A 17032-nucleotide genomic window follows, 5' to 3' on the forward strand; every position below is an offset into this window, starting at 1 on the left:
TGGTCAAAAATGGAATTGACAATCCATTTTTGACCAGTAATCTAATAAATGACGGATGATAGTAATGGGCCTTATTCTGGGAATCGCTCATCAAAATAGCCCACAAACTGCCAAATTTCGAGTATTTCGTTGATACCAACAGGATAGGGAGCATATCTTTCGTTGAGAGATTTTAGGACAAGTACGCCCTTGTCATCTAAGTAGTTAAATACCTTTTTTAGTACAACTCCTTCGTCGGAAGTGACAATCAGGCAAAGTGTGCCATTTTTTATACTGCCCCAGTTATCCATGTATTCTCCAAAAACAACGGAGCCGCTTCTGAGCGGTGGCATGGAATCACCCACGTAGGGAAAAGCCCTGTATTTACGGTCGCGTGATAAAAAAGGCATCTGGAAAACGGGAAGTTTTTGCACGTAATCAACATCGCCGTATCCTTGGGTATAACCACCCAAAGCCCTGACGGGCACAAATTCAATGTTTTCGCGGGTAGTACTATCTACGGTGGTGACCAAAACTCGGTCAGTTGTTTTGTGCCGAGCAACAGGTTTTATTTTTTGACTACAGTCTATTTGGAGAAAATCGTCAATGGAAATAGTAAAATAGGCGGCTAATTTTACCAAATCACCGAAATTGGGCTCAGAACGCCCTACTTCGTAAGCGGCAAGGGTAGATTTTTTGATACCAATTTCGTCGGCCAAACGCTGTTGAGAAAGTTTAGGTGCCAATTGATTACGTAACCAAACCAAATTTTGGGCAAAATAAGTAATTGATTTCATGTGTTGCTGTTTAAAATATATACGCAAAGTATAAATAAAATAGACAAAAATCAAATTTAATACTATCTTGAAAGTAGATGGATGATTTCAACGTTTCATAAGTCAGTTATCTCCGCCATGTTTACTAACTTTGGCCAGATGTCTTTCGCTTTTATGATGCTACGGAATAGAATTCAGGTATGGTTGTTGGTTTTGTGTCTAACCTTTTTGGGGTCGTTTGTAAGGGCGCAATCGCTGGACTTTCCACAACCTGAACTTTTTACCAATCAACAGGGCTTACCACAGGGATTTGTGTCGGGTATTGTACAGGATAAACAGGGATTTATCTGGATGGCTACCCACGATGGCCTCTGCCGATACGATGGTAACCGCTTAAAAATTTTCCGAGAACAGGGAGATATTACTGGAAAATCATCCATACCCTTTTCTAGTCTTTACTCTTTATTGCTTGATCATCAAGGACGTATATGGATTACGTCGGAACAAGGGGAGTTGGTTATGTTTGATCCTCTCACCGAAGTTTTTACCGACATCTTGAAACAACTGACGCACCTGAGGGTGCCCTATATAGGTGCCCGGCATTATTACCCCGACCGACAAAACAGGCTTTGGATGGCCTTTGAGAACAACGGATTGGTTTGTTATGACATGACAACTCGCCGTGCCCGCTGGTTTCAGCACCGCGATGATCAACCGCATTCCATAGGTTCAAATCACATACGTTCGGTATTTCAAGATCAGCAGGGGACGATTTGGGTTGGTACATCGGATGCAGGTTTGGAACGGTTCGACGAGAAGATGGGCTATTTTCATCATTATCGTCCAAACTCTCCGACACCGCTTGCATTGCCCGAACTGGCCATATATGGAATGGCCCAACGACCTTCGGGGGAGTTGCTATTGGGTACCCATCATTATGTCTGCCAATTCAACCCCAAAACAGGGCATTTTCAATCGCAACGATTGCCTAGCGATGATAAAGCGTCATTTGAAGATCACCACTTGTGGGGTATCCACTTTTTGACCGATAGTCGGGGAGAAGTTTATTTTGATCAACGGAACAGCCTGTTTCGCTTTACTGACTTGGCCAATATTCAGTTGGTGACCAATTTTACGTTAAAAACTGGTTTTTGTACCAGTCTGCTCATTGATCACTCAGATGTCCTCTGGGTCGGCACCAACGGTTCGGGTGTGCGCAAATACGATTTACGAACAAATAGCTTCCAAACGGCTCGTTATCAACGTGGTTTTCAGGAAGATGTGTTTGTTCAAGGGGTACATCTACCAGCCAATCAAGTCCGCTTGGGCCAAAACACAGACCCGTATAAGTTTCGCTATACGCTAGATCATCAGGGAGGTCTTTGGGCTAATAGTGGTACATCGACTATCTTTCATATCAATACCGCCACGCACAAGGAGCAGCGGGTTGACTTTCCCATTCCCTTTGTCCAAACAATTACGCCGATGGCGACCGATGCGCAGGGCCGTGTTTGGCTGCTACAATGGCAGAAAGAGGCCCATTACTTATGGTATTATGCGCCTGAAAAACGCCAGTGGATTCGTTCCGAGCATCATTTTAAGGTGGAGCCCCTTACTGAAATTATACAGATGGTGGCCGATAGACAGGCATTTTGGCTTGCCACGAAGGCTCATGGTTTGTATCGGTTCGACCGAAAAACGGGACAATTACGCACGTATGTTCACCAGCCCGACCAGCCTACTTCGCTCAGTAGCAATACACTTTATTGTTTAAGCGCAGACCCCGTAGATTCAAATCGGCTGTGGATTGGTACGTTTGGCAAAGGATTGTGTGCGTTCGACAAGCGGTCGGGGCAGTGTCGGCGGATTACGGAGCAGGATGGTTTGCCCAACAATGTAATCTATTCTGCCCTTCCTGATCAATACGGAAATCTGTGGATTGGCACCAACAAAGGGCTATGCCGAATGAACCGTAAAACCTTTCAGACCCGAAATTACACCACTGAAGACGGGTTGCTGGCCAATGAATTTAACCGCTTTCATTACCTTCTCCTGCCCAATGGACAAGTCATCATGGGAGGGGTAGAAGGGATAACGTCGTTTTGGCCAGCTAAATTACGGGATGATTCATTTCAGCCCAAAGTGGAACTAACCGAGTTGTATGTCAATAATCGGTTGGTTGAGCCCAACCCTCAGTCTTTTCTTAAGTCGCCTATTCATGCCATTCACGAACTTACATTACCCTATAATCAGAATTTTTTGACGGTATATTTCGCCGCTTTGCAATTCAACTTGCCAGGCAAAAACCACTATCGCTACAAGCTGGAAGGCGTGGAAGATGATTGGGTGGAAACGAGTCAGCCGCAGGCCATTTACACCACGCTGGCACCAGGCCGCTACACGCTGCTGGTCAATGCGTCCAATACGTCGGGTATTTGGAGTCCCTACGTGCGCCGATTGACCGTTATCATCACCCCTCCTTTCTGGACTACTTGGTGGGCTTATGTGCTGTATGTACTGGTGGTGGCGGGTAGTCTCTGGTACGGTATTCGGTTACGACTAAACCAATTGCAATTGCGGCAGTCGGTAGCGCTTCGTCAGCAGGAAGCGCGGCAATTGCGTGAACTCGACGAAATAAGGTCTCGTTTTTTTACCAACGTAACGCATGATTTTCGTACTCCGCTGACCCTGATTCTATCCCCAATGGCTGGCTTGATTCAAGAATTGGCGGGTACGCCCTACGTCAAGCGCTTGGAGTCGATTAGCCGCAATGCCAAGCAGTTATTATCCCTGATTAATCAATTGTTGGATGCCGCCAAACTCGACGCTAACGTGCTGACGGTTCAGGAAGTACAAGGGGATATCGACCAGTTTGTAGAGCAGACCGTCGGCTTGTTTCAGGAAGAAGCCATCCAAAAAGGCATCGTCTTGTCAGTTTCGTCGGCGGTTGGTGGTACCTATTGGTTTGATGAAGAAAAGCTGGGGCGGATTATTGCCAATCTGGTGGGGAATGCGTTGAAGTTTACGCCAAAGGGAGGACAAGTGACGGTTTCGTTGTATGCTTCTACCGATTTGGAACTGGTGGTGTCGGATACGGGGGTGGGCATTGCGGCCGATAAATTGCCGTTGGTTTTTGACCGTTTTTTTCAGCAGTCGCCTGAGGTAGCGCTGGATAACCAAGGAGAGGGGTTTAGTCCTGACACTCGGATGGGTACTGGCATTGGGCTGGCGTTGGTGAAAGAATTGGTCCAATTGCAGCAAGGGCACATTGCCGTGGAAAGCACCCTTGGCCAAGGCACAACCTTTCGGGTAACGCTCCCTTACCGACGGGCTGACCAACGTTTGGTTGCAGAGGTGGTGGAAGAGCCCATTACGGAGGAGCCATCACTGGCCGATTTGCCGATGTTATACGAAAGTCATAGCGAGCCTCCGCATCTGCTGTTGGTAGAAGATAATGCGGAACTGGCAGATTTTATTGTGGATAGTTTGCCCGCCTTTTACCGCATCAGTCGGGCGGTTAATGGAGCCGATGGGTTTGAAAAAGCATTGGCGGACTTGCCCGATTTAATTATCAGCGACGTGATGATGCCCGTGATGGATGGCTATACGTTTTGTCAAAAAATCAAGGAAGAAGAGCAGACCAACCACATTCCAGTCATTATGCTAACGGCAAAAGTCACTTTTGAAAATCGTCTGGAAGGTCTTACGCGGGGAGCTGACGATTACTTGACCAAGCCATTTCACGTGCAAGAGTTGACGTTGCGTGTTCACAATCTGCTCGAACGCCAGCGTCGGTTCCGTGAGCGGATGCGGCAAGAGTTGGCACGGCCTGCGGCCTCCAAGCCCGACCAACCCAACGAAACGCAGGCTACAGAGCCAGTGGAGCTTGATTCATTTCTGGAAAAACTATACGCCATCGTCGAAGAAAAATTGGACGATTCGTCGTTGAGTGTGGAGCAATTGGCCGAACAACTCAATTTGAGTCGCAGCTCGTTGCACCGTAAAGTAAAAGCGCTAACGGGTCTGGCTACGGGTGACATCATCCGTATCTATCGACTCAAACGCGCTACTCAATTTCTACAACAGGGGTATAATAGCTCCGAAACGGCCTACTGCGTCGGCTTTGACAGCCCTCAGTATTTTGCAAAGTGTTTTCGGGAACAGTATCAAATGACTCCCAGCGAATTTGCCCGATTGGGCTAAATGCCCCTAAAAAGCGTGTTTTGGGGCACTCTGCAACCTCAGTTACCACATTTGCAACCTGATTTACCATCCTTTTTTGGGCTTGGTCAGACCTTTGTGTCCGAAAAACGGGTCTTTTATTTACCTCCTTTGCAACAGGTTTTATACCAACGTGGATGGCAGTTATGAAGAGCCCTGTCTCAATGAGAAACTCTAAATTAATTGCAGGTGAATTCCATGTTGAAACCAAGCCTCTCACATCGTGTAGTCACGATTGATTTTATTCGGGGACTAGCCCTGTTGGGTATTTTGTTGATTAACGTACAGACCTATGCGTTGTTTGCCTTGCTCCGTCCCGAGCAAGTATATAAGCTGGGGTTAGACCAGCCAGATACCTACGCGCCCGCCCAATTTTTCGTTCAGTTGTTGATAAAAGGGCAATTTTATACGATTTACAGTTTTCTTTTTGGGCTGGGTTTTTACCTGATGAGCAAAAAGAATACCCACGCGGGACTGGATACAAATCGGTTTTTCAAACGACGTTTATGGGTGCTGTTGGCTTTGGGGTTGCTTCATGCCTTTATATTCTGGTTTGGCGACGTCCTGCACAAGTATGCGTTGCTAGGGTTTACGTTGCTTTATTTTAGTAAAAAGTCGGTTGCCGTGTTGGGCAAATGGGTCATTGGACTGGCTGTTTTGGGGGTCGTGCTTCAGACTGTACAGACCCTGGCGTTTCCCTCTACGCCATCTGAGCAAGCGGCCAGTCAGCAACAGTTCGATGCGGTCGTCATGCAGGTAGTCGCTACGTGGCAAAAGGGGTCGGTTTGGGAGGTGATGAGCCTGCAAAGTTTGGGGGTGGTGATGCTGCATGTCATGGCTTTCAAGCACGGTTTTGCTGGTTACTTGCACTACGAGATGATGTTTTTATTGGGCTTGATGGCAGGAAAACTACAACTGTTTAGCCGACTGGCCGAAGTTAAAAATCAATTTTTACGAACGGCTTTTTGGCTATTTCCAATGGGGCTGATGTTAAAAGCGGTCGCCAGCTTGCCCGTTTTGGGAGTTCACCTGCCTATGGTCAACTCTTTGCCCTACGAACCCTTGATTTTTTCACTGGCCGACTTTCTGGGAACTCCTTTGTTGACGGTAGTCTATCTGATTGAACTCGCGATGCTTTTTAACCAATACCCCAATCGTGTTTTCGGTTGGATTGCCAATGCGGGTCGGTTGGGTCTGACCAATTATCTGATGCAAACCCTGTTGTGCATGGGACTTTTTTACGGCTATGGCCTAGGCTTGTCGGGGCGGCTGACCCTGCTCGAATCGCTGGTTGTCGCGGTCGGTATCTATGTTTGTCAAGTTAGCTACAGCAACCTCTGGCTGAAGTATTACCGACAAGGGCCTTTGGAATGGCTTTGGCGAAAGCTCACCTATACCCAAAAACGGCCAGAAGCCATTTCCTGAAAACCCGTAAATGAAGGTTTAATCGACGTATGCGATTACGGCATACCAAAAATAGTTTGCTTAAAATCAATTAATTATGAAAAAAAGTGTCTTAATTTTTGCTCTGTGGGCTAGTCTGCTTGGAATTGCCCATGCGGCCACCTTTACGGTGAGCAACACCAATGACAGTGGCGCAGGTTCTCTTCGCCAAGCCATTCTTAGTGCCAATGCAGATGCAAGTGCAACGGCGGCTACCCCGCACCAGATTAATTTTACGGTAGCCAATGGGTCCACCATCACGGTCATTAGTCCCTTTTTGGTGATTACGAATCATATTAGCATCAATGGTTTAGGCGTAGCAAATCTGACAATTAGCGGAGGTGGCACCTCACGTATTTTTTGGATACAAAATGGTACCATTACCATTCAAAACCTTACCCTGGCCAATGGCTACGCCAAAGGGGGGGATGGTAATGCAGGAGGTATGGGTGCGGGTGGAGCTATTTTTATGCACGAAGGTAAAGAAGGGGGCACTGGTAGTATTCAATTACGTTTAATCAATGTGAACCTTAGCAACAACCGAGCAGTGGGAGGCAATGGTACAGGTTCAGTAGATGGTGGTGGTGGTGGTATGGGTGGTAATGGCGGTGCTTTTCCTGTTGACCTCGGCGGGAGTACGTTTCATTACGGTGGTGCAGGTGGTGTGTTGGGAAATGGGTATGCTGCTGGAGGTAGTGTGACCAATGGCGGAGACAATATTGGTGGTACCAATGGTGGAATCTCTATATTTGGCAACGGTGGAAATCGTGGTACAGGTGGTGGTCCTGGTGGTTTTGGCGGCGGCGGTGGTGGTGGCACTACAGGTGGCGCTGGTGGTTTTGGTGGCGGTGGTGGTAGTGGCACAGGCGGTGGTTCTGGTGGTTTTGGTGGCGGTGGTGGTAGGGGTAATATAGGTGCGAGCGGTGGTTTTGGTGGCGGCGGTGGCAGGGGTAATATAGGAGCAGGAGCGAGCGGCGGTTTTGGTGGCGGTAATAATGGCGGTGGAGGTATGGGTGCTGGTGGGGCTATTTTTGTGGCAAGTGGCAGTTTGAGTTTAACGGACGTCAATTTTACCAATAATAATGCAACCAGAGGAAATAATGGTGCCAAAGGTTATGGCGGGGCATTTTTTGTATTCAACAAGACCGATAATGGCGGAAATGCTGCTCCTGGCACGACTAATGAGCCCGTAGTTAATATGTGTAATGTAACCTTTAGCGGCAATACCGCCGATGACGACAACAGTACTTATACCAATAATGACAACGTTTATGCCAGTAATACTTCCAGTCTCAGCCCTACTGGCTATATCAGTAGTAACGCAACGACTATTTGTGCAGGAGGTAGCATTCAACTTAGTTTCACTTCCCCTTCGGGCACGGGGCCTTTTGCGATAACAGTCAATGGGGTGACCTACAATAATGTTGTAAGCGGTTCGGTATTTGCGAACCTCACAGAAAGTGTTCATTTTACGGGTACTACCCATTTTAACCTCACTCAAATCAGGGATGCCAATAATTGTGTCATCAGCGGTTTGGCGCAAACTACCACGGTTGATGTCAATAATGTAAGCGCAGGCAGTATTTCTGGTGATCAGACTATTTGCGCAGCGGGTGATCCTAGTAATTTTAGCTCAACGACCAATGGGTCAGGGTCTGGTACGATTTCCTACCGCTGGGAGAAGAGTACCACCAATTGCAGTAGTGGTTTTTCGACCATCGCGGATGCAACAGCATCAACATACGATCCGCCTGCACCATTAAGCCAAACGACGTACTATCGACGTGTGACTATTTCTACGTTAAATGGGGTCGCTTGTGAAGCCAATAGTAACTGTGTGACAGTGGTCATTAATAATGTAAGTGGAGGTGATGTTGCTGGTAATCAGGTAGCTTGTCGTGGCGGTGACCCAACACCGCTTACTTCTACTAATCTCGGTTCGGGCAGTGGTACGATTACTTATCGCTGGTTAAGTAGTACAGTGGATTGCTTTTCTGGATTGACCCCTATCATGGGCGCAACGAGTGCAGATTATGACCCACCCGTTGGTATTACTCGAACCACTTATTTTCGTCGGGTTACCATTTCTACGTTAAATGGGGTTGCTTGTGAAGCGATTGCCCCAGATTGTATAGTCATTGTAGTGCTTAATCCACAGGGAGGAACGATTGCTGGCGATGAGACGATTTGCTCAGGGGGTGACCCAGTTGCTTTTACCAGTAGTGTTGCTGGTTCGAGTAATGCAGGTACCATTACCTACCGTTGGGAAAGCAGTACGACGAATTGTAGTAGCGGCTTTAGCTCAATTATGGGTGCAACAGGAGAGACGTATGATTCACCTGCCGGTTTAAGTCAAACGACTTATTTTCGGCGAGTAACGATTGCCACTTTCAATGGTACAGCCAGTGGTACCTGCGAAGCGGCGAGTAATTGTGTAACCGTCACGGTAGCAAACAACACGGTAAGTGGGGGTGCTGTTGCTGGTGATCAGGTAGCTTGTCATGGCGGTGACCCAATAACACTTACTTCTACGAGTCTCGGTTCGGGCAGTGGTACGATTACTTATCGCTGGTTAAGTGGCACAGTGGATTGCGTTTCTGGATTGACCCCTATCATGGGCGCAACGAGTGCCGACTATGACCCACCCGTTGGTATTACTCAAACCACTTTTTTTCGTCGGACTACCATTTCTACGTTAAATGGGGTTGCTTGTGAAGCGATTGCCCCAAATTGTATAGTCATTGTGGTGCTTAATCCACAGGGAGGAACGATTGCCGGTGGTGGTGAGACGCTTTGTTCAGGGGGTGATCCAGCGGCTTTTACCAGTAGTGTTGCTGGTTCGAGCAATGGGGGAACCATTACCTACCGTTGGGAAAGTAGTACGACGAATTGTAGTAGCGGCTTTAGCTCAATTATGGGTGCAACAGAAGAGACGTATAATCCACCTGCTGGTATAAGCCAAACGACTTATTTTCGGCGAGTAACGATTACTACCTTCAATGGGGTAGCCAATGGTACCTGCGAAGCGGTGAGTAATTGTGTAACCGTTACGGTAGCCTCGGTAAGCGCAGGCGGCATTTCTGGTGATCAGACTATTTGCGCAGCGGGTGATCCCGATAATTTTACCTCAACGACCAATGGGTCAGGGGCTGGTACGATTTCCTACCGCTGGGAGAAGAGTACCACCAATTGCAGTAGTGGTTTTTCGACCATCGCGGATGCAACAGCATCAACATACGATCCGCCTGCACCATTAAGCCAAGCGACTTACTATCGACGTGTGACTATTTCTACGTTAAATGGGGTCGCTTGTGAAGCCATTAGTAACTGTGTGACAGTGACCGTAGGCGATAACCAAGCCCCAACAATTACCTGCCCCGCCAACATCAGCGTTAGCAATGATGCAGGTCAATGCTCCGCGGTGGTAACATACACGGCCCCCGTAGGCAGTGACAACTGTTCAGGTGCGACAACAACACAAACGGCAGGCTTGGCTTCTGGGGCAGCTTTCCCAGTTGGAATCACGACCAATACGTTTGAAGTAACGGCGGCGAACGGCCAAAAGACAAGTTGTTCATTCACCGTAACGGTTACCGATACGGAAGCCCCTAAGATTACCTGTCCTGCCAACATCAGTGTCAGCAACGACGCGGGTCAATGCTCCGCGGTGGTGACATACACCGCCCCCGTAGGCAGCGATAACTGTTCAGGTGCGACAACGGCACAAACGGCAGGATTGGCTTCTGGTGCAGCTTTCCCCGTAGGAATCACGACAAACACCTTTGAAGTAACGGCGTCAAACGGCCAAAAGACAAGTTGTTCATTCACCGTAACGGTCACCGACGCAGAAGCACCTAAGATTACCTGTCCCGCCAACATCAGTGTCAGTAACGACGCGGGTCAATGCTCCGCGGTAGTAACATACACGGCCCCCGTAGGCAGTGATAACTGTTCAGGTGCGACAACGGCACAAACGGCAGGCTTGGCTTCTGGCGCGGCTTTCCCCGTTGGCACAACGACAAACACCTTTGAAGTAACGGCGGCAAATGGCCAAAAGACAAGTTGTTCATTCACCGTAACGGTCACTGATACGGAAGCGCCCAAAATTACTTGTCCCCAGAATATTAGTGTCAGCAACGACGCAGGTCAATGCTCCGCGGTGGTAACATACACGGCCCCCGTAGGCAGCGACAACTGTTCAGGTGCGACAACAACACAAACGGCAGGATTGGCTTCTGGGGCAGCTTTCCCAGTTGGAATCACGACCAATACGTTTGAAGTAACGGCATCAAACGGCCAAAAGACAAGTTGTTCATTCACCGTAACGGTCACCGACGCAGAAGCACCTAAGATTACCTGTCCTGCCAACATCAGTGTCAGTAACGACGCGGGTCAATGCTCCGCGGTGGTAACCTACACGGCCCCCGTAGGCAGTGACAACTGTTCAGGTGCGACAACGGCACAAACGGCAGGCTTGGCTTCTGGGGTAGCTTTCCCAGTTGGAATCACGACCAATACGTTTGAAGTAACGGCAGCAAACGGCCAAAAGACAAGTTGTTCATTCACCGTAACGGTCACCGACGCAGAAGCACCTAAGATTACTTGTCCCGCCAACATCAGTGTCAGTAACGACGCGGGTCAATGCTCCGCGGTGGTAACCTACACTGCCCCCGTAGGCAGCGACAATTGTTCAGGTGCGACAACGGCACAAACGGGAGGATTGGCTTCTGGGGCAGCTTTCCCCGTAGGAATCACGACAAATACGTTTGAAGTAACGGCGGCAAATGGACAAAAGACAAGTTGTTCATTCACCGTAACGGTCACCGACGCGGAAGCACCTAAGATTACCTGTCCCGCCAACATCAGTGTCAGTAACGACGCGGGTCAATGTTCCGCGGTGGTAACCTACACGGCCCCCGTAGGCAGTGATAACTGTTCAGGTGCGACAACGGCACAAACGGCAGGCTTGGCTTCTGGTGTAGCTTTCCCAGTTGGAATCACGACCAATACGTTTGAAGTAACGGCAGTAAACGGCCAAAAGACAAGTTGTTCATTCACCGTAACGGTCACCGACGCAGAAGCACCTAAGATTACTTGTCCTGCGAATATTAGTGTCAGCAACGACGCGGGTCAATGCTCCGCGGTGGTAACCTACACCGCCCCCGTAGGCAGTGACAACTGTTCAGGTGCGACAACGGCACAAACGGCAGGCTTGGCTTCTGGGGCAGCTTTCCCCGTAGGAATCACGACCAATACGTTTGAAGTAACGGCGGCGAACGGCCAAAAGACAAGTTGTTCATTCACCGTAACGGTCACCGACGCAGAAGCACCTAAGATTACCTGTCCTGCCAACATCAGCGTTAGCAATGATGCAGGTCAATGCTCCGCGGTGGTAACATACACGGCCCCCGTAGGCAGCGACAACTGTTCAGGGGCGACAACAGCACAAACGGCAGGCTTGGCTTCAGGCGCAGCTTTCCCCGTAGGCACAACGACAAATACGTTTGAAGTAACGGCGGCGAATGGCCAAAAGACAAGTTGTTCATTCACCGTAACGGTCACTGATGCAGAAGCACCTAAGATTACTTGTCCTGCGAATATTAGTGTCAGCAACGACGCGGGTCAATGCTCCGCGGTGGTAACATATACCGCCCCCGTAGGCAGTGACAACTGTTTAGGTGCGACAACAGCACAAACGGCAGGCTTGGCTTCTGGCGCAGCTTTCCCAGTTGGAATCACGACCAATACGTTTGAAGTAACGGCGGCGAACGGCCAAAAGACAAGTTGTTCATTCACCGTAACGGTTACTGATGCAGAAGCACCTAAGATTACTTGTCCTGCGAATATTAGTGTCAGCAACGACGCGGGTCAATGCTCCGCGGTGGTAACATATACCGCCCCCGTAGGCAGTGACAACTGTTCAGGTGCGACAACAGCACAAACGGCAGGCTTGGCTTCTGGCGCAGCTTTCCCAGTTGGAATCACGACCAATACGTTTGAAGTAACGGCGGCGAACGGCCAAAAGACAAGTTGTTCATTCACCGTAACGGTTACCGATACGGAAGCCCCTAAAATTACTTGTCCCGCCAACATCAGCGTTAGCAACGACGCGGGTCAATGCTCCGCGGTGGTGACATACACCGCACCCGTAGGCAGCGATAACTGTTCAGGTGCGACAACAACACAAACGGCAGGCTTGGCTTCTGGCGCGGCTTTCCCCGTAGGAACAACGACAAATACGTTTGAAGTAACGGCGTCAAACGGCCAAAAGACAAGTTGTTCATTCACCGTAACGGTCACCGATGCAGAAGCGCCCAAGATTACTTGTCCCGCGAATAGTGTAGTCTATGAAGGTATGCTCGTGACGTACGTCGCACCCGTGGGCACCGACAATTGTGCAGGTGCCGTAACGACCCAGACGTCAGGTCTTGGAACGGGAGTGCTATATCCCGTAGGCGTGACGACCAATACCTTCAAAGTGACGGCGGCGAATGGCCAAACGACGGAGTGTTCGTTTACGGTAACGGTGATAAGCAAACCTACGATTACGTTGACGACATTACAACAAACCTTAAACGAAGGTAACGCTCAAACTTTCTGCGATACGGATGCGAATCCAGTTAATAGTTTGCAGTTTACGGTTTCGAGTGGATGCGTAGTAGGTACTCCTGTATGGCGCAGCCAAGTGGGAAGCAATGCGTGGAGTGCATGGTCACCCAATGCCCCAGTTTCCCAATTGTCCAATAACCAACCCCATCGCTATCAAGCGGCCTGTGATGCCAATCATTCAGTAACTTACACGAATCCGATTGAATTGACGATTAATTACCGTTCGACTGTCCCACAAAATGTGTCTCTGCTAGTGGACGGTGTGAGTGTAGCAGTGGGCGAGACCAAGGAAGTGTGCAGTTTGGTGAATATCCCACTTAGTTTTACTGCCAATTGTGGGGCAAATGAAGTGACAATTTATTCAGTAGATGGTGGCGAGTATAGCGCGGGTGTGCCCGTTGGCTTGGTGGATAATCAGTACCACAATTACCGCGTACGTTGTCGTCAATCAGGTGGAACGGCTTCTTGCGTGGAAAGTGAATCAGGCGTAATGCGGTTAAAATTGGTCGTAATTCCATCGGCACCAACGGTATCGTTATCATCGACGGGCAGTTGCAACAGTGGCTCAAGTTTCAGTGGCCAATCGTCCTGCGGAAGTCTGCGGACGGTTTGGTACAATGCCAGCACAAATGTAGCCTTGTCAAGTTTGCCTGCGAGCTTACCTCTGGAAACAATCTCCTACTACGCCCGTTGTCAGACCGAAAATGGTTGTGTGAGTGAGAAGAGCAATATAGTGACATTTACAGTGACGCCAATTCACGTCGCGCCAACGATTACGGTGAGTCAAGAAATAGTTTGCACGGGCACGACGGTGAAAATTTCGGCGAATTGCCCCGCAGGTAGCCAAACGTTTTGGAATACAGGTGTAACGTCCTCCAGTTTTGAAGTAGCTTTCAGCAATGTGACGAAGCAGACGTATTGGGCAAAGTGTCTTTTTGAAGGCGGTTGTCAGAGCGCCGAAAGTATTCGCAAAGATGTGTACTGGAATGCGTTTGTGGTGACGTTAATCAACATTGGTGAATCTAAATCGGCGATAAAAACCAACGACCGTTCGGCGTGGTCGAGTCAATTCATCACCCGTGATGGCGGCCCTGAATTGGAACAAAGCACGCAAGTAAATCCGACATTATATTATGTAGAAAATGCCAACAAACAAGCGCCTCGTTACTGGACCATCAACGTAGAAGCGTGTGGATTAAATACCGAAGGTTCGCTGACGTTTGATATGTTGGCGACGCCTGAAATGGGCATAATTCGTTCTTTCAACACGCATGAAAACAACGCGCCTTACTTCATGTACGCCAACCGAGAGGGCTGGACGGAATTGTATGCCCAAAATCATCCCGCCTACGGCTTTTACCAAGACAACGGTGCAGGTGGAAATTCCTACGATGCAGGTTTACCGAAAGGGTTGTACAAGTTAGGGATTCGTTACTGGGATCAAAAGGGCTGGGGTAGCATCTATCCATCAACTCGTAAACCGCAAGGCAACGTGTTAGCCTACCAAGAATATTGGTTCAGAATCCAGTCGAAAGACGGCGTAGGCGTGGGAGCAGCGAGAGAAGGGGCAACTGGCAGTGGGCAAGTTGCAAAGGGCAAGTGGCAATGGGCGGATAACGGAAAACAGATAACTGATAACGGAGCATTCGCCAATGTAATGCCCAACCCTGTCACCAATATCCTCCGCCTTCAAATCCAAAATAGCAAAGGGCAAGTGGTACAAGCGGCATTGAGCGATGCCGCAGGCCGTGAAGTTTTGAGCCGACAATTTGTACCCGAAACCAACACCCACCAAGAGGAATTTGGCGTAAATGCGTTACCGACGGGGATGTATTTCTTGAAGGTTTCGACGGCTAACCAGCAAGCAACGCTGAAGGTGGTGAAGGTGGAGTAAGAGAACGTAAGTAGATAATATACCAAAAGTCCTGTGAAAATATCGTCACAGGACTTTTTTATAGGTGTCTGTTCTTACATTTGCGTGTAGATAAATTGGAAGTTGTTAACAATGAAAAAACTCGTGTACCTGTTATTCGTTCTACTGTCGTTCAATGGCTTGGGACAACTGAATTATAACTACCTATTACACAAGACCTATGCCCAACGGTTTCCGACCATGTTTGACTTGGATAACGGAACCCCCAATAGCCTTTCAGTCGAAAAATACAAAGCCTACGTTGGAAACATCAAAAAAATAGCCGAAAAAGCAGGCGACGAGGAATTAACCGTAGAAACGGATATTTTAATCCATAGAGATTATTTCTATCATTCAGAATTTACTAAGGAATCGTTGGGTTTTATTGATAGTGTGTATCAGCTCAATACAGAAAAAAAGTGGCGATGGCTGGAAATCAAACTGGAATATTTATACGGGATTACTTATTTCAATGCTGTGCGTAATTACGAACAGGCGTTTATCCACTTTGAAAAACTAGCGGAGCTGTTGGCCAATACTCCCGACATCGAAATTCCCGATAAGTTGTTGTATTACTACAAAATCGGAGAAGCGTATTATTTTTTTTCGGACTATCTGACTACGATCAAGTACCTTGAGTTGGCCTTGACGGTGCCACCCTATACGCAGGATTGTAAAAGGCAATTAACGCACACGGCTAACACGCTTGGGTTGTGTTATCAAAAGTTGAAGCAATACGACAAAGCCAATTATTATTTTCAAAAAGCGTACGAGTTTTACGAGCCAAGTTGCTATGAAAAAGGGGTATGGAAGGCAATTGCGAGCGGAAATATTGGGTATAGTTATTACCTGACGAAGCAGTATCAAAAAGCGAAACCCTTGTTGGAGTTGGATGCGCAATCAGCGATTGAGGTTCTCAAAGACTACGGATTGGCGGTTGGGTCGCTTACTCCTTTGGGGGCGATTGCCTTGGATGAGGGGGATGTGGCTTTAGCTGAAAAATACTTGAGCAAGGCTAAAAAATGTGCCATTTTGTCGGGGCAATACAAGCGTTTTGAGCTGCTTTACCCGCAGCTGGCTCGTTTGGAATCGGCTAAGGGTAACAATAAATTAGCTTCGGTGTATCTGGACTCGGCCTTGATCATCAGAGATAGCCTTTCGCGTCAATTCAATGCGCTTCAAATCATGCGGGCCAAACAAAAGACGGACTTTGAAATCCACAAAGCAGAGGTTTTAAAACTCGAACATGAGAAAAGTGTGAGTCTTTTTATCCGCAATTCGCTGATTGTAATGGTGATTTTACTGATGATAGCGGCGGTGTGGGTGTATCGTTGGCAATCTCACAAAGCGAAGCAAAAAGAAGCAGCTTTGCAACAAGCGCAAAAAGAGCTGGACGAAGCCACTGTTGAACTAAACGGCTTTGCGAAGAAATTGATGGATAACAATCAACTGGTTGAAACCTTAGCCCAAAAGACGGGTGAAGAAAACGCGGAAATCATCAATCAATTGCAGAGAGTTACACTGCTCAGGGAAGAGGAATGGGATAGATTTCGGCGACTTTTTGATAAAGTGCATACCGATTATTTGCTTCGCTTAAAAACCAAATACCCAGAATTGAGTCCAGCCGAAATTCGATTTGTGGTGTTATCAAAACTGAAGTTTTCCAACAACGAGATGGCTACGGCTTTGGGCGTTGGGTCGGATACCATCCGTCAATACAAGAGTAGGTTGCGAAAAAAGCTCCAACTTTCTGAGCAAACGAGTTTGGAAGAGTTGATAGAAAGTATTTAGCCTTTTAAGGCGAAGGTGATTGAGTTGTTTTATAAACCCCTGCCACACAGGGGTTTATTTTTTGTAGCTATTTTGTCACAGGCTTGTCACGCTTTTGTCACGCCCCAAAATTGGGAAGATGAACAAATTCATGGAGCATTGCACTGCTTATTTCAGACGTCCATGAATAAACTGACTCCAACCAAATCAATTCTGTGGCTAATTGCCATTCTGTTGCTGCTTCTCCTGGGCTTGCTTTTTATATGGCTATGGTACGATGCCAAAATACAGGACATCAATCGCCAAACCCGACAACTGCAAT

The 17032-nt window shown here is 48.1% G+C and carries 5 protein-coding genes; 4 read left to right on the top strand and 1 reads right to left on the bottom strand.

Annotated elements, in window-relative coordinates; genetic code table 11:
- Positions 1 to 71: 71 nt before the first annotated feature.
- Entirely contained in the window at positions 72 to 776 is a 705-nt protein-coding gene (locus tag FHS57_RS11605) for an XRE family transcriptional regulator (protein WP_183973719.1), read from the bottom strand.
- Between the two features lie 138 nt (positions 777 to 914).
- On the opposite strand from FHS57_RS11605, the gene FHS57_RS11610 reads away from it, so the two are divergent.
- The 4 genes from FHS57_RS11610 (at position 915) to FHS57_RS11625 (ending at position 16731) form a co-directional block, all read left to right on the top strand.
- A complete protein-coding gene (locus tag FHS57_RS11610; RefSeq protein ID WP_183973721.1) occupies positions 915 to 4958 on the top strand; it encodes a hybrid sensor histidine kinase/response regulator transcription factor in 4044 nt (1347 codons plus the stop codon).
- A gap of 216 nt (positions 4959 to 5174) precedes the next feature.
- On the top strand, positions 5175 to 6401 hold the full coding sequence (locus FHS57_RS11615; RefSeq protein WP_183973722.1) for a DUF418 domain-containing protein: 1227 nt from the start codon (positions 5175 to 5177) through the stop codon (positions 6399 to 6401).
- Positions 6402 to 6477: 76 nt separating this feature from the next.
- On the top strand, positions 6478 to 14922 hold the full coding sequence (locus FHS57_RS11620; RefSeq protein ID WP_183973723.1) for an HYR domain-containing protein: 8445 nt from the start codon (positions 6478 to 6480) through the stop codon (positions 14920 to 14922).
- Positions 14923 to 15033: 111 nt separating this feature from the next.
- A complete protein-coding gene (locus tag FHS57_RS11625) occupies positions 15034 to 16731 on the top strand; it encodes a tetratricopeptide repeat protein (protein ID WP_183973724.1) in 1698 nt (565 codons plus the stop codon).
- Positions 16732 to 17032: the final 301 nt, after the last annotated feature.

The sequence above is a fragment of the Runella defluvii genome (assembly GCF_014195535.1).
Classification (GTDB): Bacteria; Bacteroidota; Bacteroidia; order Cytophagales; family Spirosomataceae; genus Runella; species Runella defluvii.